This is a genomic window from Sphingobium sp. TomTYG73 (genome assembly GCF_055394245.1).
Window position 1 is genome coordinate 1,004,139 of record NZ_AP027339.1, and the last position, 24,265, is coordinate 1,028,403.

The following is a 24,265-nucleotide window of genomic DNA, read 5'->3' on the forward strand; positions in this document are numbered from 1 at the left end:
GGAGGGGAGATTGATTAGTAGCTGCGTCCGACCAGCACCCGCTCCACCGCCTTCTCGCCGGTGAAGATACACGCACCGTCAGCAGCATCTGCATCCAGTGGCACGTTGCGCAGCGTCAGCTTCTCGCCCTTCAGCCACTCGATCACCTTGTCGAGCGCCGGACCCGTGGGCTTTGACCATTGTACCAACGCCCAGCCCTGCTTCTTGCTCGCAGCGAAATAGGCTTTCAGCGCATCCAGCGACGTGATCGACTTGTCGATGTTCCCATGCAGCCGGGCCTGCGCATCGGCGAACAGAGCCTGCTGAATCTCCTCCAGCATGCCGGACGCAGCGGCCAGAAAATCGCCCTTTGCGACGATCTGGCTGTCGAGCTTCCCGTCCTCACGATAGAGGCGATCGCGGCGCAGAACCGATACGTTCCCGCCCGCAACGTCGCGGCCGCCCACCTCGATCACGATCGGCGCGCCCTTCTTCACCCAGCCCCAGCGCTTGTTCGCTGCTTTGGCGGGTCGCTTGTCCAGAAGCGCGCGGACGGGCTCACGGAATACGTCCTGCTTGTTCAACTCGGCGACCAGATCGGCGCAATAATCCAGGATCGCGCCATCCTCGTCATTATCGCGCAGCATCGGCACGACCACGATCTGATAGGGCGCAAGGCGAGGCGGCACGCGCAGGCCGTCATCGTCGCCATGCACCATGATCAGCCCGCCGATCATGCGCGTCGACATGCCCCAACTGGTCGTCTGCGCCAGCTCCTGTTGCCCTTCGGCATTCTGGAACTTGATGTTCTGCGCCCGCGAAAAAGTCGTGCCGAGGAAATGCGACGTGCCCGCCTGAAGCGCCTTGCCGTCCTGCATCATCGCTTCGATGGAATAGGTCGCGACAGCACCGGGGAACCGTTCATTCTCCGGCTTCTCGCCAGCGACCACCGGCAGCGCGACGCATTCTTCGGCGAAGCTGCGATAGACTTCCAGCATCTTCATCGTCTCTTCCATCGCCTCATCGACGGTGGCGTGCGCCGTATGCCCTTCCTGCCAGAGGAACTCGGCGGTGCGCAGGAACATGCGCGTGCGCATTTCCCAGCGGACGACATTGGCCCATTGGTTGATCAACACCGGCAGGTCGCGCCAGCTCTGCACCCAGCGGGAAAAAGCCGCGCCGATCACCGTTTCGGAAGTCGGGCGAACCACCAGCGGTTCCTCCAGCTTTGCCTCCGGATCGGGCACCAGCTTGCCGTCCTTCTGGATCAGACGATGGTGCGTGACGACCGCCATTTCCTTGGCAAAGCCGTCCACATGCTCCGCTTCCTTTTCGAAGTAGGAAAGCGGGATGAAGAGCGGGAAATAGCAATTTTCGTGGCCGGTCGCCTTGATCCGATCGTCCAGTAACTTCTGCATCCGTTCCCAGATGCCGTAGCCCCATGGCCGGATGACCATACAACCACGAACGCCGCTTTCCTCGGCCATGTCGGCTTCGCTGACGACGGCCTGATACCAGGCGGCGAAATCCTGTTCGCGGGTAACGGAAAGGGCGTGCTTCACGGGTCCGGCCTTGTTCTTCGACTTAAAGGATGGCGCGCCATAGGCGAAGCGCGCCGTCCCGTCGACCCCGAACGCGCGGGCTCAGCCCAGCTTGTCGATCTTGGCATTGAGGGCGGAAAGCTGCGCCTTCAAATTCGCGATCTCGTCGTCCTTGCTGCTTTCGGAGGCAGGCTGCGCAGGCGCCGATGCGCCCGGCATTCCCGGCATGGTAGGCATTCCCGGCACGTTGCCGAAGGCATTCGCCGCGGCTTCTAACATCTGCATGTTGCGCTTGGCGATCTCCGCCAGCGGGCCACCGCCAAAGGCACCCTTCATCGCTTCCTGGAACTGCATCTGGTTCTTGCGGAAGGCATTCATCGACTCTTCCAGATATTGCGGCACCATCGACTGCATGGAATCGCCATACATGGCGATCAGCTGCCGCAGGAAGTTGACGGGCAACATGTTCTTGCCCCGCTGCTCTTCCTCCATGATGATTTGCGTGAGGACATTATGTGTTATGTCCTCCCCGGTCTTGGCATCCACCACCACGAACTCGCGCCCCTCACGAGTCATTTGCGACAGCAGATCAAGAGTGATGTAACTGGACGTTTCCGTGTTATAGAGACGCCTGTTCGCATATTTCTTGATAATGACCGGCTCTGATTCATTGGCGGTCTTGGTTTTGGCCATGGATTCCTCTCCCACACCTGTACATTCCGCATTAGCACAAGGTGTTGCCGCACCGCAACATGGCCCTAGGCCGTTGCCCCTCTTTCTCGACATTTTATGGCGGGAAACGGAACATGACCCTGATCTGCGACGGGCAGCTTTCCAAGGTCTGCGTAAATATCAGGACGCCACCCGGCCGTCTCCGCCACCGGCGCCCACCGTCTTTGCTGCGGCCGGAAGTGCCAGATTGCTGCGATACCGCACGGAAAACGGCCGTGCGCCCGTCGTCTTCATCCCTTCGCTAATCAACCCGCCACAGGTTCTTGACCTGTCGGAAGGGCGATCCATGCTGCGCCACATGGCCGCAGCAGGACATGACGCTTATCTGGTCGATTGGGGCAGCCCCCGTGTCGAGGACGCGCACCTTGACCTTGAGCATCATGTGACGAGGCGCCTTCTTACTTTGCTGGAAGCGCTCCCCCACCCGCCCATTCTCGTGGGCTATTGCCTGGGGGGCAGCCTTGCGCTGGGCGCGGCGGCGGTTGCCGAGGTGAAGGCCGTCGCCACCATCGCGGCGCCGTGGCAATTTGATGGCTTTCCCGATGCCGACCGCAACCTTATCGCGTCGCTCTGGCGCGGCGCGAAAGCCACCAGTGAGCAGCTCGGTTATGTGCCGATGGAAGTGTTGCAATCGGGCTTCTGGGCAATGGACCCGGCCCGCACCATCCGGAAATATGCGGCATTCGCGGGAATGGAGCTAGGCTCTGAAGCGGAGCGCGCTTTCCTGGCCGTGGAGGATTGGGCGAACGGCGGATCACCCCTAACCTTCGCAGCAGGCCAAGAGCTGTTCGAGAACTTCTACGGACGAAATATCACTGGCCACCGGCAATGGCGAGTCGATGGCAAGACGGTCGATCCTGAAAGCCTTCGCTGCCCGACATTCTCCGTCCGATCCGCCACCGACCGGATCGTCCCGGCCAGCGCTGCGCCGGAACTGGCCGATGGTTTTACACTGCAACTCGGCCATGTCGGGATGATCGTCGGAAGCAACGCCCGTCACCTGCTCTGGGACCCGCTGTCTCTATGGCTTTCAACCCATGGAGGTTGATGATATTGCAACTGCGAACTGAAACCCTTCATTGAGGACAGGACTTTGTCAGACATCGTCATCACCGCTGCAAAGCGTACCGCCGTCGGCAGTTTCATGGGCGCATTCGGGTCCACGCCTGCGCATGAGTTGGGACGCACCGCCATCATCGCGGCGCTCAATCAGGCCGGGGTAGCCGCTGAGGAAGTCGACGAGGTCATATTGGGCCAAGTCCTGAGTGCGGCGCAGGGGCAGAACCCCGCGCGTCAGGCCGCCGTTAACGCCGGAATACCTGTGGAACGCACCGCCATCGGCATTAACCAGCTGTGCGGATCGGGCCTTCGCGCGGTCGCGCTCGCGGCGCAGGCGATCAAGGCGGGCGATGCGCGCATCATGATCGCAGGCGGGCAGGAAAGCATGTCGCTCGCGCCCCATGCGCAATATCTGCGTGGCGGGGCGAAGATGGGTCCGGTCTCATTCATCGACACGATGACGCATGATGGCCTGACCGATGCGTTCAACAACTACCACATGGGCGTCACCGCCGAAAATCTGGCGGAACGCTATCAGATCAGCCGCGAAGCGCAGGATGAGTTCGCCGTGGCAAGCCAGAACAAGGCGGAAGCCGCGCGGGCTTCGGGCCGGTTCAGGGACGAGATCGTCCCGGTGACCGTAAAGGGTCGCAAGGGTGATACCATCGTTGATGCCGACGAATATATTCGCGCTGGCGCTACGCTGGAAGCGATGCAGGGCCTGCGCCCGGCGTTCAAGAAGGACGGCAGCGTAACCGCAGGTAATGCCAGTGGCATCAATGACGGCGCTGCTGCACTGGTCCTGATGACCGCAGCCGATGCGGCCCAGCGGGGCGCTGCCATTCTTGGCCGCATCGCAGGCTTTGCCACCTGTGGGGTTGATCCTGCCATCATGGGCATCGGCCCTGCCCCCGCTTCGCGCAACGCGCTTGCCAAGGCGGGTTGGTCGCTGGCTGACCTCGACCTCATCGAAGCGAATGAGGCTTTCGCGGCCCAGGCGCTGGCGGTTGGTCAGGAATTGGGATGGGACCCGGAAAAGGTCAATGTTAACGGCGGCGCGATCGCTATCGGCCATCCGATTGGAGCATCGGGCGCGCGCGTTCTGACCACGCTGCTTTATGAAATGCAGAAGCGTGATGCGAAGAAGGGCCTTGCAACCCTCTGCATCGGTGGTGGCATGGGCGTCGCCATGTGCATCGAAAGATAGTTGGTAAATGGGGCCGCCGGATCGAGTTCGGCGGCCTATCCCACGTCCTTATTCCCAGAGTCGATCGTAACGGGGACCGAGGCCGGTCAGCAATTCATATTGCGACAGGCCGGATAGCGTAGCGGTCGCTGGCAAGTCGTAGGCGATGTCGAGCCAGTCCCCTTCCCACACTGACGGCATCGCAGAGACATCCACCGCGACGAGGTCCATCGAAACCCGTCCCACGACCGGCAGTTGAACGTCACCCGCGCCAACCATCCCTCGGCCGGAAAAGCAGCGCAAATAGCCGTCCGCATAACCGATGTTCAACACGGCTATTTCCATGTCGCGCTCGGCGATATGGACCGCGTTATAGCCTATCCCATCGCCTGCGGGCACGTGGCGCCTTTGCAGCACCTGCGCCTGCGGAAAGACGACCTGCGCGATGTTTCCGGCCGCTTCGGTTCTGGGAATACCCCCATAAAGCGCCAGCCCCGGCCGCGTCAGGTCAAATGCATAGGCTTGGCCTAAGCAAATGCCCGCGCTGTTCGCCAAGCTGTAACGGCGCGCGGTAGCTTTACCTGTTAGGGCGCCGAACCGATCAAGTTGCAGTTTGCTGAGCCCGCTATCCTCATCGGCCGACGCCAGGTGACTGAGCAGCGTGTCGACCGTCAACCCGTCCAGAGCGGCGGCGACGTCACTCCGCCAATCCAGTCCGAGCCGGTTCATGCCCGTATCGACCATGACGTCGCAGGCGCCTCGGCCCGCCGCCTTCCACCGCGCGATCTGATCCGCCGTGCAGAGAACGGGCCGCGCACGCGACGCAATCGCCGTCTGCATATCCTCGGAGCGCACGCCGTGGAATACGGACAGGTTGATCCCATCCTGCAGCATCGGCTCCAGCAACGCCGCTTCAGCCCAGTTTGATACGAAAAAGTCTCGACAACCCGCGACAAGCAGTCGGCGCATCACCTCGACCGCGCCGGTGCCGTATCCATTCGCCTTGATCGCGGCGCCACATGCGGCGCCGCCGCTATGCCGTTGCAACCAGCGCCAGTTATTCACAAGTGCGCCGCCATCAAGGCGAAGGCGCAGCGGAGCGGTAAATGCGGTCATCGCCGTTGCGATAGCGGCATCCTGTACAGGCGTCGAGGTTTTCCAGGGCGCGGCTTCTTGCTCCGGGGTCAGCGGCACTGCCGACGTGACAGCCTTTGAAAGCTGGACCCGTCATGCAATCGCGGACAGCCCGTCGGCCCCTGAAAGACCGAGCCTGATGCAGCCCCTATCGGCTTACGCAGCGCGGGGTTTGGGCATCAACAAGATCTGGGCGCGGAAAGGAGACAATCCCCACCGCGCCCAACTCCAATTCCTATTCCAGTTCCAGAATGATCGCGTCCACGGGCAGGCTTTCGCCTTGCGCGGCCGAGACGCTCTTCACCACGCCCGCCTTGGCAGCGCGCAGGATATTTTCCATCTTCATCGCCTCGATCACGGCGAGCGGCTGACCGGCCTCGACCTTGTCGCCTTCCTTGACGTGCAATGCGACGAGCAGGCCCGGCATCGGACAGATCAGGAAGCGGGACAGATCGGGCGGGATCTTTTCGATCATGTGCTTGGCATGGACCGCTGCATGGGCGGGCAAAATGCGCAGCTTGTGGCTTGCGCCATGAGCCGTCAGCACGAAGCCGGAGCGAACCGGCGCGATCTTCACCGCCAGCAATTCCTCGCCAAACTCCGCCTCGATTAGACGATCACCCGGCGTATATTCCAGCGCAAGGTCAATCGCTTCGCCATCCACGGTGACGTCATCCCCGTTGATGACCACGTCATGGACCGCCTCGCCGATCTTCACCTGCCAGCTGGTGGGAGCGCGCAACTTCTTGCCAAGCTGTCCATCGATGCGGCGGGCACGATCGGCCTGCGCCATCGCTGCGAACGCGCCAATCGCCGAAAGCTTCTTCAGCAGCGTTTCGGAAGCGGGCGCGCCGGTGAAGCCATCCGGATATTCCTCCGCGATGAAGCCGGTGGTGATGTTGCCCGAGCGGAAACGCTCATGCTGCATCAGCGCCGAGACGAAATCGATATTGTGACCCGGCCCCTCAATCTCAAACTGATCGAGCGCCGCGATCTGCTTGTCGATCGCTTCCAGACGGGTCGGCGCCCAGGTGATCAGCTTGGCAATCATCGGGTCGTAGAACATCGACACTTCGCCGCCTTCGACCACGCCGTCATCAACCCGCACGCCATCGCCGGTTTCGGGCGGATTGTAGCGGATCAGGCGGCCCGTTGAGGGCAGGAAGCCACGATAGGGATCTTCGGCATAGACGCGGTTCTCGATCGACCAGCCGTTGATCTTCACGTCTTCCTGACGGAAGCTGAGCTCCTCGCCATTGGCGACGCGGATCATCTGCTCGACCAGGTCGAGGCCGGTGATCTCTTCGGTCACCGGATGCTCGACCTGCAAACGGGTGTTCATTTCCAGGAAGTAGAAGCCGTCGCCGGTCTTGTCCGCGCCCGACACGATCAGTTCGACCGTGCCCGCGCTGAAATAACCCACCGCGCGTGCCAAGGCGACGCATTGCTCGCCCATCTTCTTGCGCATTTCGGGCGAAACGAAGGGCGACGGCGCTTCCTCGACCACCTTCTGATGGCGGCGCTGGATCGAGCATTCACGCTCGTTGAGGTAAACGATGTTGCCGTGCTGGTCGCCCAATATCTGAATTTCGATATGGCGCGGGCTTTCGATAAACTTCTCGATGAAAACGCGGTCATCGCCGAAGCTGTTCAGCCCCTCGCGCTTGGTCGCCTCGAAGCCTTCGCGGACATCCTGTTCCGAATAAGCAAGGCGCATGCCCTTGCCGCCGCCGCCGGCCGACGCCTTCATCATCACCGGATAGCCGATCTCGTTTGAGATCTTCACGGCATGTTCGGTGTCCTCGATCACGCCGACATAGCCGGGGACGACATTGACGCCCGCTTCCATGGCGAGCTTCTTGGATTCGATCTTGTCGCCCATCGCGGCAATGGCATTGGCGGGCGGGCCTACGAAGATGATGCCCTCGGCGTCCAGCGCCTTGCGAAAGCTCTCGCGCTCCGACAGGAAGCCATAGCCCGGATGGACTGCATCAGCGCCGGTATCCTTGCAGGCCTGAATGATCTTCTCGGCGATCAGATAGGACTGGGCGGCAGGCGACGGGCCGATATGCACCGCTTCATCGGCCAGCAGCACGTGCGGCGCGCGGGCGTCGGCGTCTGAATAGACCGCCACGGTCTTGATGCCCATCTTCCGAGCTGTGCGGATGACGCGGCACGCAATTTCGCCACGGTTCGCGATCAGGATCTTGGTGATTGCCATTATCTATCCTTGCCCCAGTCCTATTTTCGGCCGTGCGGGCCGAGCTAATTCAAAGCTCACCTCTTCCGTCATGCCGGACTTGATCCGGCATCCCGCTGCCTTCTCTCCACGCAGAGAAGAAGCGGGACCCCGGATCAAGTCCGGGGTGACGAGCAGGTGGGTGTGTCGGTTACTCAGCCGCTTCCAGATGCCCGTGCGGCTGCGCCATCATCGGCGTCAGCCCGAGCTTCCCAAGCAACGCGCTATCCTTGTCATCCCCGGCATTGGCTGCGGTGAGCAGCTTGTCGCCGGTGAAGATGCTGTTCGCGCCCGCCATGAAGCAAAGCGCCTGACAGGCCTCGCTCATGCTCTCGCGGCCCGCCGAGAGCCGCACCATCGACTGCGGCATCACGATCCGCGCCACGGCGACCGTGCGAACGAACTCGACCTCATCGATCTTGGCGAGCGGCGTGTCCTTGAGCATGTCGCCCAGCACGGTCCCGGCAACCGGCACCAGCGCGTTGATCGGCACGCTTTCGGGGTGCGGCATGGCGCCAAGCGCATGGAGAAAGCCGATCCGATCCGCCCTCGTCTCGCCCATCCCAACAATACCGCCGCAACAAACATTGATGCCCGCCGAACGCACATTTTCCAGCGTCTCGATCCGGTCCTCAAAGGTCCGGGTGGTGATGACGTTGGCGTAATTTTCCGGCGAGGTGTCGATATTATGGTTGTAATAATCCAGCCCCGCATCCGCGAGCTGCTTCGCCTGATCCGACGACAACATCCCCAGCGTCATGCAGGTTTCCATGCCCATCTGGCGCACGCCCTTCACCATTTCGATGAGCTTGGGCATGTCCCGTTCCTTGGGATTGCGCCACGCCGCGCCCATGCAGAAACGGCCCGAACCATGATCCTTCGCCTGCGCCGCCGACTGTAGCACCGCCTGCACGTCCATCAGCTTGGTAGCTTTCAAGCCGCTTTCCGCTTCGGTCGACTGGCTGCAATAGCCGCAATCTTCCGGGCAACCGCCAGTCTTGATCGACAGCAGCGTCGAGAGCTGCACCTCATTGCGCGGGAAATTGGCGCGATGGATCGACTGCGCCTCAAACATCAAATCGTTGAAAGGCAGGTCGAACAGCGCGGCGATTTCGTCGCGGGTCCAGTCGGTACGGGCAGCAGTGTGGGTCAAGCGGCTTCCTCCAGCCCGGCGGGGGGCATGTTATGGCCAAGGAGGCGCAGCACATCGGCGGCGCATTCCACGACATTGGAGCCCGGTCCATAAATGCCCTGCACGCCCGCGTCACGGAGATAGTCATAGTCCTGCGGCGGGATGACGCCGCCCGCGATCACCTTGATGTCGTTGCGGCCCTTTTCGCGCAGCTGCCTGATGAGCTCAGGGATCAGCGTCTTGTGCCCCGCAGCCAGCGACGAAGCGCCCACCACATCTACGCCGCTATCCAGCGCCAGCACCACTGTTTCCTCCGGCGTCTGGAACAGCGGGCCGGACACGATGTCAAAGCCCATGTCCCCAAAAGCGGACGCGATCACGTTAGCGCCCCGGTCGTGGCCGTCCTGTCCCATCTTGGCGATGAGGAGTTTCGGTTTGCGACCGAGGCGCCGCTCGACGGCCTGCACGCCGTCAAGAACCTGTTTCCAGCGGCTGTCCTGCGCATAGGGCTTGCCATAGACGCCCTTCACCGGCGTCGGCACGGTGCCGTAACGATCGAAGCTGTCCTCCATGGCGGACGAAATCTCGCCCAGCGTCGCACGCGCACGCGCGGCTTCTACCGCATGGGCAAGCAAGTTATTCTCGATCGACTGCGGACCCGCAGCCGCCTGACGCAGCGATTTCAGCGCGGCCTGGCACTTCGCCTCATCCCGCTCCGCCTTGACCCGGTTGATGCGAGTGATCTGCGCTTCGCGGACCTTGCTGTTGTCGACCTCCAGCGTTTCGAGCAGGTCCTCGTTCGCCAAACGATATTTGTTGACGCCGACGATGACATCCTCGCCCCGGTCGACCCGCGCCTGACGGGCAGCCGCCGCCGTCTCGATCATTGCCTTGGGCCAGCCTGCCGCAACGGCCTTCGCCATGCCGCCTTCGGATTCCACACGGTCGATGATTTCCTGCGCCGCATCGACCAGTTGCTGGGTCAGCGCCTCGACATAATAGCTGCCACCCAGCGGATCGACGACATTGCACATGCCGGTCTCTTCCTGGATGACGATCTGCGTGTTGCGCGCAATGCGGGCCGAAAAGTCGGTCGGCAGTGCAATCGCCTCGTCCAGCGCGTTGGTGTGCAGCGACTGCGTGCCGCCCAGCATCGCCGCCATCGCTTCGATGGTGGTGCGCATGACGTTGTTATAGGGGTCCTGCTCGGTCAGCGAGACGCCCGATGTCTGGCAATGGGTGCGCAGCATCTTCGAACGCTCGTCCTGCGCGCCCAGCTTCGTCATGACACGATGCCACAGCACACGGGCTGCGCGCAGCTTGGCGATCTCCATGAAGAAGTTCATGCCGATGGCGAAGAAGAAGCTCAGACGCCCCGCGAACTTGTCGATGTCGAGGCCCGAGGCCACGCCGTAGCGCACATATTCCGCGCCGTCCGCGATGGTGAAGGCCAGTTCCTGCACCTGCGTCGCCCCGGCTTCCTGCATATGATAGCCGGAGATGGAGATGCTGTTGAACTTGGGCATCTCGCGGCTGGTATAGCCGAAAATGTCGGAGATAATCCTCATCGAAGGTTCGGGCGGGTAGATATAGGTGTTGCGGACCATGAACTCCTTCAGAATGTCGTTCTGAATGGTTCCGTCGAGCAGCTTGCGCTCGACGCCCTGCTCTTCACCGGCGACGATGAAGAAGGCGAGGATCGGGATCACCGCGCCGTTCATCGTCATCGATACGGACATCTTGTCAAGCGGAATGCCGTCGAAAAGGATCTTCATGTCCTCGACGCTATCGATCGCCACGCCCGCCTTGCCGACGTCGCCGACGACGCGCGGATGGTCGCTGTCATAACCGCGATGGGTGGCGAGATCGAAGGCGACGCTGAGGCCCTTCTGCCCTGCGGCTAGGTTGCGGCGATAGAAGGCGTTGGATTCCTCGGCGGTCGAAAAACCCGCATATTGCCGGACGGTCCAGGGGCGCCCCGCATACATGGATGCGCGAACACCACGGGTGAAGGGCGCAAAGCCCGGCAGGCCCGGATCGACGGTCACGTCCTCGGCAGTGTAGAGCGGTTTGACGGTGATCCCTTCCGGGGTCTCCCAGTTCAAATCTTTGCCCTTCACTTCCTTGGCGGCGGCGGTCGCCCACTGATCCAGCGTCGGCTTGTCGGTCATTTGTCCCTACCCTTATTCCTCTCCCGCAGGCGGGAGAGGATACGCAGGCTTGGCGGCTTGCCGCCTAGCCGAAGTTGGAGCGGGCTGTCTCGCCCACCCCGCTGCGACTAGGGCCTGCTGCGCAGACCCAAGTCTCGCTGCCCCTCCCGCTTGCGGGAGGGGTGAATTCAATGCGCCTCTTTCGGCGTCTCCATGATCTCGGTCAGCACCCCGTTCATATCCTTGGGGTGAACGAAGAAGATCAGCGTCCCATGCGCCCCGATGCGCGGTTCGCCCAGCACCTTCTTGCCCAGCCCTTCGAACCACGCTTTGGCTTCATGAATGTCGGGCACCTCATAACACATATGGTGCTGCCCACCCGCCGGGTTCTTGGCGATGAAACCGTGGATCGGGCTGTTCTCACCCAAAGGTTCGATCAGTTCGATCTGGGTGCCTTCAGTGCCGTTCTCCCCCGGCGTATCCACAAAGCATACCTTCACCCCCTGCGCGGGCAGGTCGAACGGCTCATGCGTCAGCGTCGCGCCCATCACATCGCGATAGTAAGCGAGCGAGACTTCCAACGAAGGCGTCGCCACGCCGATATGGTTCAAGCGACCGAGTTTCATCACATCTTCCCTACTTCGTCACCCCAGCGAAAGCTGGGGTCTCGTGAGGCACGAGATGCCAGCTTCCGCTGGCATGACGCTTATCTAATCAAAGCGGAATATTGTCGTGCTTCTTCCACGGATTCTCTAGGCTCTTGTTGCGCAGCTTGCGCAGGCCCAGCGCGATCCGCTTGCGGGTCGAATGCGGTTGGATCACCTCGTCGATGAAGCCCTTGCCCGCCGCCACGAACGGATTGGCGAAGCGGTCTTCATATTCCTTTGTCTTTTCCGCGATTTCTTCCGGCGTCTTGCCGCGGAAAATGATCTCGACCGCCCCCTTCGCACCCATCACCGCGATTTCCGCAGTCGGCCACGCATAGTTGAGGTCACCGCGCAGATGCTTGGACGACATAACGTCATAAGCGCCGCCATAGGCCTTGCGCGTGATGACGGTGATCTTGGGCACGGTTGCCTCGGCATAGGCGAACAGCAGCTTTGCGCCATGCTTGATGATGCCCGAATGCTCCTGCGCGGTGCCCGGCAGGAAGCCCGGCACATCGACGAAGGTCACGATCGGGATTTCGAACGCGTCACAGAAGCGGACAAAACGCCCCGCCTTCTTCGATGAGTTGATGTCCAGCACGCCCGCCAGAACCATCGGCTGGTTCGCGATGATCCCAACCGTCTTGCCTTCGATCCGTCCGAAACCGCAGAGAATGTTGCCCGCATGGGCAGGCTGAACCTCGAAAAAGTCGCCTTCGTCCACGACCTTGCGGATCAGCTCATGCATATCATAGGGCTGGTTCGCATTGGCCGGGACGAGCGTGTCCAGGCTCTCCTCCATGCGGTCCCACGCATCAGCGCTCGGCCGCTCGGGCACCGGCTCCCGGTTCGATGCGGGCAGGAAGTCCACGAAATCGCGAGTCGCCAGCAGCGCCTCGATATCATTCTCGAAAGCCACGTCCGCCACGCCCGACTTGGTCGTGTGGGTCACCGCGCCGCCCAGCTCTTCCTGCGTGACGATCTCGTTGGTGACGGTCTTCACCACGTCAGGGCCGGTGACGAACATGAAGCTCGAATCCTTCACCATGAAGATGAAGTCGGTCATAGCAGGCGAATAGACGGCGCCGCCCGCGCACGGCCCCATGATCACGCTGATCTGCGGCACCACGCCGGATGCCAGCACATTGCGCTGGAAGATTTCGGCATAGCCCGCGAGCGAAGCCACGCCTTCCTGAATGCGTGCGCCGCCGGAGTCGTTAAGGCCGATCACGGGCGCGCCGACCTTCAGCGCCATATCCATGATCTTGCAGATCTTCATCGCGTGCCGTTCGGACACCGCGCCGCCATAAACGGTGAAGTCCTGACTGAAGACGAAGACCAAGCGGCCGTTGATCGTGCCCGATCCGGTGACGACGCCATCGCCCGGAATATGCTGCTCGTCCATACCGAAGTCGACGCAGTTATGTTCGACATACATGTCGACTTCTTCAAAGCTGTCTTCGTCCAGCAGGACTTCCAGACGCTCCCGCGCGGTCAGCTTGCCCTTGGCATGCTGCGCGTCGATACGGCGCTGGCCACCGCCCAGACGCGCGGCCTCGCGCTTGGCTTCCAGCTGTTCGATGATGGCGAGCTTCGACATATAGAATATCTCTCCGGTGACGGCACGGTCGGCTATATTGCCCCCTTTCCCTGCTTTCACCTTTTTCGCAAATGCAAATTTGCCAATTTGCAAATCACCATTTCGCAAATTATGAGCCAGGCATGGCAAGAGGCAATCGTATTTTCGCAGGTCCACGGCTGCGACAGCTGCGGCTGGACCACCGCATGGACCAGGCGACCATGGCGCAGGCGCTGGGGATTTCCGTCTCTTATCTCAGCCAGCTGGAAAATGACGACCGCCCCCTGACCGCCAAGGTAAAGGCTGCCGTTGCCAGCGCCTTCCCCACTGATTGGGCCAGCTTCGACAGCCGCGAGGAAGAGCAGTTGCTCGGCGCCTTCACCTATGCGCTGGCCCATCCCGAGCTTCCCGGCCCTTTGATGGAGCCGGAAAGGATCGAGAAGCTGCACCTCCAATTCCCGGAGTTCGCAGCCCGCTACATCGACCTCTACAACGCCCATATGCGCGCGAATGAGCGCATCAACATGATCGAGGAGGCGATTGCCAACGATCATGAGGTGCAGGCCCGCCTGCCTTGGGAAGCGGCGCGCGACTGGTTTCATGAGGCGGGCAATTATGTCCACGCGCTCGATTGCCTGGCGGAAGACATGGCCTCCAGCTTCACGGCCGGGCAAGTTCTGGACGAAGGCATGCTGGTGGAGGCTCTCGCCCGCCGCCACGGCATTGAAACGCTGATCGCCGACACGCCCGATTCCGCCCTGCGTGCCTACTCATCGAACGATCGCCGCCTGTTCGTGAACGCGGCTCTCCCAACGGAAAGCCGCAAGTTCATGCTGTCCCATCAGCTAATGATGCTGGAGGGGCAGGCCGTGATTGCCGACGTCGTGAACCGGGCCGCCTTGCCGGTGGAAGGCGCCGACCGCCTCCTCGCCATAGGGTTGGGCAATTATGCGGCGGGCGCCCTGCTGATGCCCTATGCCCAATTCCGGCAAGCCGCGCGGGAAGTCCGCCATGACATAGATCGCCTCAGCCGTCGCTTCGGCGTCAGTTTTGAACAGGCCTGCCATCGCCTCTCAACCCTTCAGCGACCGGGGCTGCGCGGCATCCCCTTCTTCTTCTGCCGCGTCGACATGGCGGGTAACATCACCAAGCGGCACAGCGCCACCCGCCTGCAATTCGCCCGTTTCGGTGGCGCCTGCCCCTTGTGGAACGTACATGAAGCCGTCGCGATACCCGACCGCATCAATGTCCAGCTCGGCGAAACGCCGGACAGCGTGCGTTATGTGTCCATGGCCAAGGGTTTGGTAAAGCCTTCGGGCAGCTATTCGCGCACCCCGCGCCGCTACGCCGTTGTTTTGGGATGCGAAGTCGCCCATGCGGCGAACTTCGTCTATGCCGACGGGCTACAGTTGGAGATGGAGGGGGCAGCAACGCCGATCGGCATAACCTGCCGCCTCTGCCCGCGCCAAAGCTGCGACCAGCGCGCCTTCCCGCCCGCCGACCGGCCGATCCGGGTCGATCCGGACAACCGCCAGATTGTGCCTTACTGGATCGGCTGATCCGCTACGCCAGCACCCAGCTTGCGAAAACTGGCCCTTTGCGGGCTTCTCCGGCTGCTTAAGATCGGACTTATGGACCACGGCCTTTTTCACGGCGCCGAATTGCAGGCAGACCTAATGCGCGATGGCTTTGCCCGCATCGCCGGACCTCATATGCTGGCGATGCTGAAAGCCGATGCAGGATGCTGGGCGCAATTCGCCGATAGCTGGAATGACCTTGGTCCCGATCTCTACATGGCAGACGGGGGACGTTATCGTCGGCGGCGGCATGCCGCATTTCGCTGTGAGCAGGCACATTTTACGCGCAAGCCGCACCAGCCACATTTTCAGAGCCGCGACTATAACCCCCTTAACGGAGACGTGCAGCGCTGGTTCGACCCTGTCCATCAGGAGACGATCGACAATCCTGTCACGCAGGCGATCTTTGCTTTTTGCTCGGCAAACTTCGGAGCCGATAGCGCACGGGAGTGGCACGTCGAAATGCACCAGTTCCGCATCGAAACGCGCGAGGACCATATCGGCCGCCCGACGCCTGAGGGACTCCACCGCGACGGAGTGGACTGGGTCCTGGTGATGCTGATCGAGCGGCGCAATGTGGACGAAGGCGTGACCCGCATCGGCGCGCCCGATGGTACGGCGCTGGGAGAGTTCACCCTCGCCCGGCCGGGGGATACGGTGTTGATAGACGACCGCCGCATCCTGCACGGCGTCACCGAAATCCGTCCGATCGATCCACGGCAAGCCGCGTGGCGCGACGCGCTGGTCGTGACCTTCGCGGCGGCCCGCTGACCTATTTCAGCAGGACCAGTTCTTCGGCCATGCTCGGGTGAAGGGCCACGGTGTCGTCAAACTGCTGCTTGGTCAGTCCCGCTTTCACCGCCACCGCCGCAGCCTGTAGAATCTCCGGCGCATCCGGCCCGATCATGTGCAACCCGACCACGCGGTTTGTGGTCGCATCCACCACCATCTTGTACAGCGCGCGTTCGTCCCGGCCCGCAAGAACGTTCTTCATGGGGCGGAAGTCTGAAGTATAGACCTTCACCGTCCCCAGCTTGTTCTTCGCCTGGGCTTCGGTCAATCCTACGCCAGCCAGGGGCGGATGACTGAATACGGCGGACGGGACGCAGTCATAATCCACGGTCCTGGGATTGTCGCCAAACACCGTGTCGGCGAAAGCATGACCTTCCCGGATGGCGACCGGCGTTAATTGCAGCCGGTTCGTAACGTCGCCGACCGCATAGATGCTCTCGCAACTCGTGCGGCTATATTCATCGACCCTGATCGCACCCTTGTCGTCCAGCTCCACGCCTGCATTTTCAAGGCCCAAGCCCTCGACGTGCGGCTGGCGTCCCGTCGCAAACATCACCGTGTCGCAGGGGATGGGGTCGCCATTGCTGAAATGCATGCAAAGCGTGCCATCGTCATTCTTCTCGATCCGATCCATCTCCGCATTGAAGCGGAACTGGATGCCCTTCATCGTGGATATCTGGAGCAGCCGATCGCGGATCTGCTCATCATAGCCGCGCAGCAGCGTCGATGATCGGTTGACGATGGTCACATGACTGCCAAGCTGATGGAATATGCCCGCAAATTCATTGGCGATATAGCCGCCGCCGACAATCACCATCCGCTTGGGCGCATCCTCCAGATGAAAGGCTTCGTTGGACGTGATGCCATGTTCCGCTCCTTCCATCTCCGGGATAGCGGGCCAGGCCCCCGTCGCGACCAGGATATATCTGGCGCTGATTTCACGGCCGCTTGAGAGCTTCACCGAATGCGGCCCGGTGATCGTGGCGCGTTCCGCGATCAACTCGACCTTATGGCTCTCCAGCGTGTTCCTGTAGAGCCCTTCCAACCGATCGACATCGGCCAGCACATTGTCGCGCAGGACTTTCCAATCGAAATCGCAGTCGGGGACATGCCAGCCGAAGCGTCGCGCATCCTTCAGATCCTCGGCGAAATGGGCGCCGTAGATCAGGAGCTTCTTGGGCACGCAGCCCCGGATCACGCAGGTGCCGCCGACCCGATATTCCTCGGCGACGGCGACCTTCGCGCCATGCGCCGCTGCCACGCGCGACGCACGAACCCCTCCCGATCCCGCACCAATGACGAAAAGGTCGAAATCGTAGTCGGTCATGCTGCTCTCCGCTGGATGGAGGCCGGATATGGCGGCTATCCAGCGGAGTTACAATCATCTTGGGGTTTTACGCGCCACCCAGCGCCAGCTCGATCAGTGCCATGGTCGAGGGGTCAAAGCCCTTTGCCCCTTCCGCCTCGATCGACTTGGCCATTTCCTTGCCCAGTTCCACGCCGAATTGATCAAAGGGATTGATCCCCATCAGCACGGCGTTGGCAAAGGTACGATGCTCGTAAAAGGCGATCAGCGCGCCCAGCGCATCGGGCGTCACATCCTCCAGCAGGATCGTGGTGGACGGCCGATTGCCCGGATAGGCGCGTGCGGGATCGTCCGCATTCTCCTTCCCCCGCATCAACGCCGCCCCTTGCGCGAAGCAGTTTACCAGCAGCGCCCGATGATGCGCCGGATCCAGAGCATGGCCAGGCTCGATCGAAGCGACGAATTCGACCGGCGCCACGATAGTCCCCTGATGCAGAAGCTGGAACACGGCATGCTGCGCGTCCGTGCCCACGCCACCCCATGTAATCGGCGCTGTCGGCCCATCGACAGGCTGGCCATCGCGCGTCACGCTCTTGCCGTTGCTCTCCATCTCCAGCTGCTGGAGATAGGATGGCAGCAGCCGCAGCCGCTCGTCATAGGCGAAAAGCGCGCGCGTCTGGCACCCCACGACACGCGCATAATATTGGTCCACAAAAGCCGCGATCAGGGGAGCGTTATGAGCAGGATCGGACAGCCGGAAATGCCGATCCATGGCCGCCGCGCCTTCCAGCAGGCTTTCAAACGCGTCCCAGCCAAGCGCCAGCGCAGCAGGGAAGCCGATGGACGACCAGAGCGAATAACGCCCACCCACCGTCTCGGAAAATGGCAGGATTCGCGTTTCATCCACGCCCCACTCGATCGCCTTGTCGGGATTGGCGGTCAGCGCAATCACATTGCCATAGGGATCATCCACCCCGGCCTCGACAAGCCAGTTGATCGCGCTTGCGGCGTTGAGCATGGTTTCGGTGGTGGTGAAGGTTTTGGACGCAATGGCGATCAGTGTCGCTTCCGGATCGAAGCGCGCGATCGCCCGCTCCATCGCGGTCCCGTCAACATTGGACACGATCGCCACGTCATAGCGCGCGCCGTCGCCGCCCAGCGCGTCTATGATGAGGTCCGGCCCCAGCGCCGACCCGCCGATGCCGATGTGCAGGATGTGACGGATCGGGCCTAGCGCCTCCCCCTCGATCGCGTCGATCAGCGCGCGCATGCGGGCATGCAGCATCTTTGCCCGCGACACGCTTTCCGCATTGCCTTCGCCCCGTTCGGCAGGATGCTCGGCGGCGCGACCTTCGCTATTATTGATGGGCTCACCCGCGAAAAAAGCGTCACGCCATTTGGCGAAGTCCTTCTCCTCGGCCAGCTTCAGAAAGCCGTCCAGCAGATCGCTGGTCAGATGCGTCTTGGACCAGTCGAAACGGATAGGCCCCTGGGTCAGCGTGAACTTACTCAGCCGGTTCGGGTCCGCTGTGAAGATGGACTTCAATTCGGGCTGCGGGAGGGCCGCAATGGCCTCCAGTGCAGAGCTGGACATGAAGGGTAAATCCTCTTTTTTCCGTGGTTAGCGACGACGCCGCACCTGTCGATTCTTCCGTCTCTTTCCCAAGCGTGACGGCCAATGCATCGCCCGCTATGCTTGACGGCGGGTTTACAACGCAGCAAAAGCCGCAACGGCCTGTTTTCAAGGCGGATCGAAGGACTAGACAATATAGCATGAGCGCAAAATCCGAAACGCGGGACTTCCTTTGGTTTCTCGCTAAGCTGGCGGTGTTCGTCTTTGTCCTGCGCAGCTTCATCGTCTCTCCGTTCAATATACCGTCTGAATCGATGCAGCCCCGCCTGTTGATCGGCGACTATCTGCTCGTTGCCAAATGGCCCTATGGCTATTCGCACTACTCGCTGCCTTTCAACTTGCCGCTGATCCCCGGCCGCATCCTAGCATCCACGCCCCAGCGCGGCGATGTGGTGGTTTTCAAGGCGCCGCCTACCCAGAAGATTGATTATATCAAGCGGGTGATCGGCCTGCCCGGCGACATGATTTCGGTACGCGGGGGCACGGTCTATCTGAACGGTCAGGCCATTCGGAAACAGAGGGTCGCCGACCTCGTCATCCCAGTCTCACCTAACATGATCGATGCCGCAGCCAAGGAGGGCAGCCCCTCCCCCTGTTACCGCCCGAAGTTTGAGGAAGATGCAGCGAGCGGCGGGCGTCAGTGCCGTTACCCGCAATATCGTGAGACATTGCCCGGCGGCAAAAGCTACAACGTCCTCGATCTCGTGCCGGACGGCGCCGCCGACGACCGCGACACGGTGCTGGTGCCCGAGGGCCATCTGTTCATGATGGGCGACAATCGTGATCGCAGCGCGGACAGCCGCTTCCCGGCGGTTGAAGGCGGCGGCATCGGGCTGGTGCCCGAGGAAAATCTGGTTGGAAAGGCGATGATCTCCGTCTTCTCCACCGATGGCAGCGCCAATTGGTTGCTCCCCTGGACATGGTTCACCGCAGCCCGCTGGAACCGGATCGGGGAAGGCTTTTGACAAAGGCCGACACGTCTGGCTGGCTCGCCGGGCTGATCGGACGAGCGCCGAAGGACGAGGCGCCTTTCCGTCAGGCGCTTACCCATGGCAGCGCGAATGCCGTCAATTATGAGCGGCTGGAATTTCTCGGCGATCGGGTGCTTGGCCTGATCGTCTCCGAATGGGTTTATGAGCGTTTCTCGGGGGAACCCGAAGGCAAGCTGTCGCGCCGCTTCAACGCGCTGGTGTCGGGTGAGACGTGCGCCGAAGTAGCGCGCGCGGCTGGCGTCCCCACGCATCTTATCCTGGGTAAACAAGCCCGCGACGACGGCGCGGCCGACAGCGACAATGTGCTGGGTGACGTCATGGAGGCCCTGATCGGCGCGCTTTATCTGGAAGCAGGCATTGACGATGCCCGTGGGCTGGTGCGTCGTCTCTGGGCCGACCGCGTGGACACGCAGGAAAGCGCGCCAAAGCATCCCAAGTCCACCCTTCAGGAATGGGCCGCCGCCAACCGCCGCAAACCCCCGGAATATGCGATGACTGACCGCTCCGGGCCACACCATGCGCTGCGCTTCACGGTGACCGTGAGCATCAAGGGCGCAGGTGAAGCGAGCGCAACGGGGGGAAGCAAGCAAGAGGCGGAGACGGCTGCGGCGAAGGCGTTGTTGGATAAGCTGAACGGCTGAGTCCTGTTTCTCCCATGTTCCCCAACCTCCGTTCGCGCTGAGCTTGTCGAAGCGCTTTACTTCCTTTCTGAGCGAAGATGGCCTTCTACACCTACATGCTCCATTGCGCCGACCGAAGCTTTTATGTCGGCCACACGGATGATCTACAAATCCGCGTAGCTCAACACGAAGCGGGAGGGATCGCAAGCTACACCCAAATTCGGCGTCCCGTTAAACTGGTCTGGTCACAAGACTTCAGCACGCGTATCGAGGCGATTGAAGCAGAGCGCCAGATCAAGGGCTGGAGCCGTGCAAAAAAGCTCGCGCTCATCCGCGAGGACTGGGATCTCATTTCGATCCTCGCGCACTCGAACAAAGATAAGTAAGGCGCTTCGACAAGCTCAGCGCGAACGGAGTATAGTTTGGAAGTTTCAGAACCTCACCAACGCTGCGGCGTCATCGCCATAGTCGGCGCCCCCAACGCTGGTAAATCCACGCTGGTCAACGCACTGGTCGGCCAAAAGGTCGCGATCACCAGCCCCAAGGCGCAGACGACCCGCACCCGCGTCATGGGCGTCGCTATCGAAGGCGACACGCAGATTGTCCTGGTCGACACCCCCGGCATCTTCGCCCCCAAGCGCCGCCTTGATCGCGCGATGGTTCAGGCTGCATGGGGCGGCGCGCAAGGCGCTGACCTGATCGCATTGATTGTCGATGGGAAGGCGGGCCTCGGCTCAAAGATGGAGCCGATCATCGAAGCGCTGATACATCGCCCTGAACGCAAATGGCTGATCCTCAACAAGGTCGATATCGCTATCAAAGAGAAGCTGCTGGTCCACACCCAGAAGCTTTACGAACGGATTGGCTTCGAAGAGACATTCTTCATCAGCGCCGCGACCGGCGACGGCCTGCCCGAGCTCAAGACCGCCTTCGCCAATGCCATGCCCGAAGGCCCCTGGCACTTCCCGGAAGATCAGGTCTCCGACGCAACCGACCGCATGCTGGCCGCCGAAATCACCCGCGAGCAGCTTTATCACCAGCTCCACGCCGAACTGCCTTACGCGGCCGCAGTCGATACGGAACAGTATAAGGAACGCGAAGACGGCTCGGTCGAAATCCATCAGCAGATCCTTGTCGGCCGTTCCAGCCAGCGTGCCATCGTACTCGGCAAGGGCGGTCAGCGCCTCAAGGAAATCGGTTCAAAGGCTCGCGCCGAACTGGCGCAGCTGCTGGGCGTCAAGGTCCACCTCTACCTCCACGTCAAGGTGAAGGAAGATTGGGAAGACGACCGCTTCATCTACCGCGACATCGGGTTGGATTGGGTGGAGTAGTCTTGGAGCCACGTGCTCCTGCGCAGGCAGGAGCACGCTGCTTATTCCGGTGGCGGATTACTCCGCCGCCGCCTTCCTCTTAGCCGGAGCCTTCTTCGCCGCTGGCTTTTTAGCCACAGCTTTCTTGGGCGCCGCCTTCTTCTTACCCTTCTTCGCAGGCGCCGCAGCCGCCCGCGCATCGATCAACTGCGCCGCTTCCTCCAGCGTCAATGCATCCTGCTCGATCGTCTTGGGCAAGGTCGCATTGGTCGTGCCGTCGGTGACATAAGGACCATAACGCCCCGCCATCAACTTGATCTCGGCCTCGGTACGCGGATGCTTGCCCAGCACCTTCAACGGCTCGCGCGACGCGCCACCGCGCCCGCCCTTGTTCGCCGCATCGGCTAGCTTGGCGACGGCGCTATTCATCCCCACCTCGAAAATTTCGGCGGTGGAAGACAGCCGACCATATTTGCCGTCATGCAGCAGATAAGGTCCAAAGCGTCCGATATTCGCTACGATCGGCTTGCCCGTTTCCGGATGCAGCCCGACCTCACGCGGCAGGCTCAATAGCTTCACCGCCCAATCCAGAGTCATCTCGCCATCGGGCAGGTCCTTGGGAATCGATCCGCGCTTGGCCTCCTTGCCCTCGCCCATTTCGATATAGGGACCAAAGCGCCCGGACTTGCGCACGATGTCCTGTCCGGTTTCGGGATGCTGCCCCAGCACCTCCGGCCCCTTGTCATCACCGCCATCGCTGCCGCCCGGCTGCCCGAACTTGCGCGTGAATTTGCACTCCGGATAGTTGGAGCAGGCGATGAAGGCCCCGAACCGTCCGCCACGCAAAGCCAGCTGTCCGTCGCCGCATATAGGGCAGGCACGCGGATTGCTGCCGTCAGCCTTCGGCGGGAACAGCATCGGCTCTAGGAACTTGTCCAGCTCGGCCGTGATGTCCGACGGCTTCTGCTCCATGACCTCAGCGGTCTTGGGCTTGAAGTCGCGCCAGAAGGCTTCCAAAACGGCCTGCCATTGCGCTCGGCCGCCAGAAATTTCGTCCAGCTCGTCCTCAAGGCCCGCCGTGAAATCGTAGCTGACATAACGTTCGAAGAAGCGCTCAAGGAACGCCGTCACCAGCCGTCCGCTCTCCTCGGCGAAGAATCGGTTCTTCTCCACCCGCACATAGTCGCGGTCCTTGAGAACCTGCAGAGTCGAGGCATAGGTGGAAGGCCGCCCGATCCCCAGCTCCTCCAGCTTCTTGACCAGCGATGCTTCCGAATAACGCGGCGACGGCTGGGTGAAATGCTGCTCCGCCGTCACCTTCTTCTTGGCAGGCGCGTCGCCAGCCACGAGACGCGGCAGCAGCTTGCTGTCATCATCCTCGGCATCGTCGCGCCCTTCTTCGTAGAGCGCGAGGAAGCCCGGAAAGATCACAACCTGACCTGTCGCGCGCAGCGCATGCTGCCCCGTGCCATCGACCAGATCGATCACCGTCCGCTCCAGCCGCGCCGAAGCCATCTGGCTCGCCAGCGCGCGCTTGAAGATCAGGTCATAGAGCCGCGCATGATCGCCCGATCCAACCTTGTCGCGATTAAATTCGGTCGGGCGAATGGCTTCGTGCGCTTCCTGCGCATTCTTGGCCTTGGTCTGATATTGGCGCGGTTTCTCCGGTAGGTAACCGCCGTCATAACGCTCCGCAATCGCCTTGCGCGCGGCGGAAATGGCGCTGCCGTCCATCTGCACGCCATCGGTACGCATATAGGTGATCGCGCCATCCTCATAGAGCTGCTGCGCGATCCGCATCGTATGGCTGGCGGAAAAGCCGAGCTTGCGCGCAGCCTCCTGCTGCAAAGTCGATGTCGTGAACGGCGCGGGAGGATTGCGCGAAACGGGCTTCGTCTCGACCTTCTCGACAGTGAAGCGCCCGGCCTCCACGTCCGCCTTCGCGGCCATGGCATCGCCCTCCTTGCCGATGGTCAGCCGGTCAATCTTCTCGCCCTTCCAGCGCACCAGCCGCGCAGTGAAGCCCTGCCCGCCCTGCTCCATTTCAGCCGCGACCGACCAATATTCCTGAGCGACGAAGCTCTCAATCTCACGCTCACGCTCAACCACCAGACGCAGCGCCACCGACTGCACGCGTCCGGCGGATTTCGCCCCCGGCAGCTTACGCCACAATACCGGCGACAGCGTGAAGCCCACCAGATAGTCCAGCGCCCGCCGCGCCCGATAGGCGTCGATCAGATCTTCATCCAGCGCTCGCGGCTTCGCCATCGCGTCCAGCACTGCGGCCTTGGTGATCGCGTTGAAGGTCACCCGGTCCACGGTCGCAGGCAGCGCCTTCTTCGCGCGCAGCACTTCCTGCACATGCCAACTGATCGCTTCCCCTTCGCGATCAGGGTCAGTCGCGAGAATCAATCGGGTCGCCTTCTTGGCCTCATCTGTGATGGCCTTGAGCTGCTTGCCCTTGTCGCCATAATTCTCCCACTGCATGGCAAAGCCCGCGTCGGGGTCCACCGACCCGTCCTTCGGCGGCAAGTCGCGGATATGGCCATAGCTGGCGAGGACGTGGAAATCGCCGCCCAGATATTTCTCGATGGTCTTCGCCTTGGCAGGCGATTCAACGATGACAAGCTGCATTAATGCCCCGGTTTTTGAGTTCT

Annotated in this window: 19 protein-coding genes; 8 read left to right on the plus strand and 11 right to left on the minus strand. The window is 61.7% G+C overall.

Annotation, left to right across the window (positions count from 1 at the left end; translation table 11 throughout):
- Nucleotides 1-14 precede the first annotated feature (14 nt).
- Nucleotides 15-1,541, minus strand: a complete 1,527-nt coding sequence (gene proS, locus ACZ5TH_RS05110; protein WP_464772345.1) for a proline--tRNA ligase — start codon at nt 1,539-1,541, stop codon at nt 15-17.
- Nucleotides 1,542-1,622: 81 nt separating this feature from the next.
- Entirely contained in the window at nt 1,623-2,213 is a 591-nt protein-coding gene (phaR, locus tag ACZ5TH_RS05115; protein ID WP_449472391.1) for a polyhydroxyalkanoate synthesis repressor PhaR, read from the minus strand.
- On the opposite strand from phaR, the gene ACZ5TH_RS05120 reads away from it, so the two are divergent.
- Together ACZ5TH_RS05120 and ACZ5TH_RS05125 are read left to right on the plus strand one after the other, a co-directional pair.
- Nucleotides 2,212-3,300 carry an alpha/beta fold hydrolase gene (locus tag ACZ5TH_RS05120; RefSeq protein WP_464794833.1) on the plus strand — a complete coding sequence of 363 codons (1,089 nt, stop codon included), beginning with the start codon at nt 2,212-2,214 and terminating at the stop codon, nt 3,298-3,300. The genes phaR and ACZ5TH_RS05120 overlap by 2 nt on opposite strands.
- Nucleotides 3,301-3,345: 45 nt before the next feature.
- Nucleotides 3,346-4,518, plus strand: a complete 1,173-nt coding sequence (locus ACZ5TH_RS05125; protein WP_464794834.1) for an acetyl-CoA C-acetyltransferase — start codon at nt 3,346-3,348, stop codon at nt 4,516-4,518.
- 48 nt (nt 4,519-4,566) lie between these two features.
- On the opposite strand, the gene alr is transcribed toward ACZ5TH_RS05125, so the two are convergent.
- The 6 genes from alr to ACZ5TH_RS05155 all read right to left on the minus strand — a co-directional run bounded on the left by alr (nt 4,567) and on the right by ACZ5TH_RS05155 (nt 13,399).
- On the minus strand, nt 4,567-5,613 hold the full coding sequence (gene alr, locus ACZ5TH_RS05130) for an alanine racemase (protein WP_464794835.1): 1,047 nt from the start codon (nt 5,611-5,613) through the stop codon (nt 4,567-4,569).
- A gap of 253 nt (nt 5,614-5,866) precedes the next feature.
- Nucleotides 5,867-7,852 (minus strand): acetyl-CoA carboxylase biotin carboxylase subunit, encoded by a 1,986-nt coding sequence (locus ACZ5TH_RS05135; protein ID WP_464794836.1) that lies wholly within the window; start codon nt 7,850-7,852, stop codon nt 5,867-5,869.
- 169 nt (nt 7,853-8,021) lie between these two features.
- Nucleotides 8,022-9,023, minus strand: coding sequence for a biotin synthase BioB (gene bioB, locus ACZ5TH_RS05140; RefSeq protein WP_464794837.1), 1,002 nt, complete (start codon nt 9,021-9,023; stop codon nt 8,022-8,024).
- Nucleotides 9,020-11,173, minus strand: coding sequence for a methylmalonyl-CoA mutase (gene scpA, locus ACZ5TH_RS05145; protein WP_464794838.1), 2,154 nt, complete (start codon nt 11,171-11,173; stop codon nt 9,020-9,022). The genes bioB and scpA overlap by 4 nt, the downstream gene beginning before the upstream one ends.
- A 167-nt stretch (nt 11,174-11,340) precedes the next feature.
- Nucleotides 11,341-11,778 (minus strand): methylmalonyl-CoA epimerase, encoded by a 438-nt coding sequence (mce, locus tag ACZ5TH_RS05150; RefSeq protein ID WP_464794839.1) that lies wholly within the window; start codon nt 11,776-11,778, stop codon nt 11,341-11,343.
- 88 nt (nt 11,779-11,866) lie between these two features.
- Nucleotides 11,867-13,399 carry an acyl-CoA carboxylase subunit beta gene (locus ACZ5TH_RS05155; RefSeq protein WP_464795063.1) on the minus strand — a complete coding sequence of 511 codons (1,533 nt, stop codon included), beginning with the start codon at nt 13,397-13,399 and terminating at the stop codon, nt 11,867-11,869.
- A gap of 122 nt (nt 13,400-13,521) precedes the next feature.
- Here ACZ5TH_RS05155 and ACZ5TH_RS05160 point away from each other — a divergent pair, with 122 nt between their 5' ends.
- Both ACZ5TH_RS05160 and ACZ5TH_RS05165 read left to right on the plus strand, forming a co-directional pair.
- A complete protein-coding gene (locus ACZ5TH_RS05160) occupies nt 13,522-14,937 on the plus strand; it encodes a helix-turn-helix domain-containing protein (RefSeq protein WP_449472408.1) in 1,416 nt (471 codons plus the stop codon).
- Between the two features lie 72 nt (nt 14,938-15,009).
- Nucleotides 15,010-15,726, plus strand: a complete 717-nt coding sequence (locus ACZ5TH_RS05165) for a 2OG-Fe dioxygenase family protein (protein WP_464794840.1) — start codon at nt 15,010-15,012, stop codon at nt 15,724-15,726.
- A gap of 1 nt (nt 15,727) precedes the next feature.
- Here ACZ5TH_RS05165 and gor read toward each other — a convergent pair whose 3' ends face one another.
- Nucleotides 15,728-17,074 (minus strand): glutathione-disulfide reductase, encoded by a 1,347-nt coding sequence (gene gor / locus ACZ5TH_RS05170; protein WP_464794841.1) that lies wholly within the window; start codon nt 17,072-17,074, stop codon nt 15,728-15,730.
- Nucleotides 17,075-17,141: 67 nt separating this feature from the next.
- Nucleotides 17,142-18,647 carry a glucose-6-phosphate isomerase gene (pgi, locus tag ACZ5TH_RS05175; protein ID WP_464794842.1) on the minus strand — a complete coding sequence of 502 codons (1,506 nt, stop codon included), beginning with the start codon at nt 18,645-18,647 and terminating at the stop codon, nt 17,142-17,144.
- Nucleotides 18,648-18,826: 179 nt separating this feature from the next.
- On the opposite strand from pgi, the gene lepB reads away from it, so the two are divergent.
- The 4 genes from lepB to era all read left to right on the plus strand — a co-directional run bounded on the left by lepB (nt 18,827) and on the right by era (nt 21,629).
- Nucleotides 18,827-19,651 carry a signal peptidase I gene (gene lepB / locus ACZ5TH_RS05180; protein ID WP_464794843.1) on the plus strand — a complete coding sequence of 275 codons (825 nt, stop codon included), beginning with the start codon at nt 18,827-18,829 and terminating at the stop codon, nt 19,649-19,651.
- Complete coding sequence (gene rnc / locus ACZ5TH_RS05185) at nt 19,606-20,319, plus strand: ribonuclease III (protein WP_449472417.1); 714 nt, start codon at nt 19,606-19,608, stop codon at nt 20,317-20,319. Before lepB ends, rnc begins: the two co-directional genes overlap by 46 nt.
- 77 nt (nt 20,320-20,396) lie before the next feature.
- A complete protein-coding gene (locus ACZ5TH_RS05190; RefSeq protein WP_464794844.1) occupies nt 20,397-20,684 on the plus strand; it encodes a GIY-YIG nuclease family protein in 288 nt (95 codons plus the stop codon).
- A gap of 36 nt (nt 20,685-20,720) precedes the next feature.
- Entirely contained in the window at nt 20,721-21,629 is a 909-nt protein-coding gene (gene era, locus ACZ5TH_RS05195) for a GTPase Era (protein ID WP_464794845.1), read from the plus strand.
- A gap of 57 nt (nt 21,630-21,686) precedes the next feature.
- Here the strand turns inward: era and topA are convergent, their stop codons facing one another.
- Nucleotides 21,687-24,242: a type I DNA topoisomerase gene (gene topA / locus ACZ5TH_RS05200; protein WP_464794846.1), complete on the minus strand. Its 2,556-nt coding sequence runs from the start codon at nt 24,240-24,242 to the stop codon at nt 21,687-21,689.
- Nucleotides 24,243-24,265: the final 23 nt, after the last annotated feature.

What these genes read in the sequence shown, in the direction of transcription:
- gor (WP_464794841.1), bottom strand. Translation starts at nt 17,074, where the DNA reads ATGACCGACTACGATTTCGACCTTTTCGTCATTGGTGCGGGATCGGGA.
- ACZ5TH_RS05190 (WP_464794844.1), top strand. Translation starts at nt 20,397, where the DNA reads ATGGCCTTCTACACCTACATGCTCCATTGCGCCGACCGAAGCTTTTAT.
- ACZ5TH_RS05160 (WP_449472408.1), top strand. Translation starts at nt 13,522, where the DNA reads ATGGCAAGAGGCAATCGTATTTTCGCAGGTCCACGGCTGCGACAGCTG.
- ACZ5TH_RS05135 (WP_464794836.1), bottom strand. Translation starts at nt 7,852, where the DNA reads ATGGCAATCACCAAGATCCTGATCGCGAACCGTGGCGAAATTGCGTGC.
- ACZ5TH_RS05165 (WP_464794840.1), top strand. Translation starts at nt 15,010, where the DNA reads ATGGACCACGGCCTTTTTCACGGCGCCGAATTGCAGGCAGACCTAATG.
- mce (WP_464794839.1), bottom strand. Translation starts at nt 11,778, where the DNA reads ATGAAACTCGGTCGCTTGAACCATATCGGCGTGGCGACGCCTTCGTTG.
- lepB (WP_464794843.1), top strand. Translation starts at nt 18,827, where the DNA reads ATGAGCGCAAAATCCGAAACGCGGGACTTCCTTTGGTTTCTCGCTAAG.
- phaR (WP_449472391.1), bottom strand. Translation starts at nt 2,213, where the DNA reads ATGGCCAAAACCAAGACCGCCAATGAATCAGAGCCGGTCATTATCAAG.
- ACZ5TH_RS05155 (WP_464795063.1), bottom strand. Translation starts at nt 13,399, where the DNA reads ATGTCGAAGCTCGCCATCATCGAACAGCTGGAAGCCAAGCGCGAGGCC.
- topA (WP_464794846.1), bottom strand. Translation starts at nt 24,242, where the DNA reads ATGCAGCTTGTCATCGTTGAATCGCCTGCCAAGGCGAAGACCATCGAG.
- scpA (WP_464794838.1), bottom strand. Translation starts at nt 11,173, where the DNA reads ATGACCGACAAGCCGACGCTGGATCAGTGGGCGACCGCCGCCGCCAAG.
- rnc (WP_449472417.1), top strand. Translation starts at nt 19,606, where the DNA reads ATGGTTCACCGCAGCCCGCTGGAACCGGATCGGGGAAGGCTTTTGACA.
- pgi (WP_464794842.1), bottom strand. Translation starts at nt 18,647, where the DNA reads ATGTCCAGCTCTGCACTGGAGGCCATTGCGGCCCTCCCGCAGCCCGAA.
- alr (WP_464794835.1), bottom strand. Translation starts at nt 5,613, where the DNA reads ATGACCGCATTTACCGCTCCGCTGCGCCTTCGCCTTGATGGCGGCGCA.
- ACZ5TH_RS05120 (WP_464794833.1), top strand. Translation starts at nt 2,212, where the DNA reads ATGGATTCCTCTCCCACACCTGTACATTCCGCATTAGCACAAGGTGTT.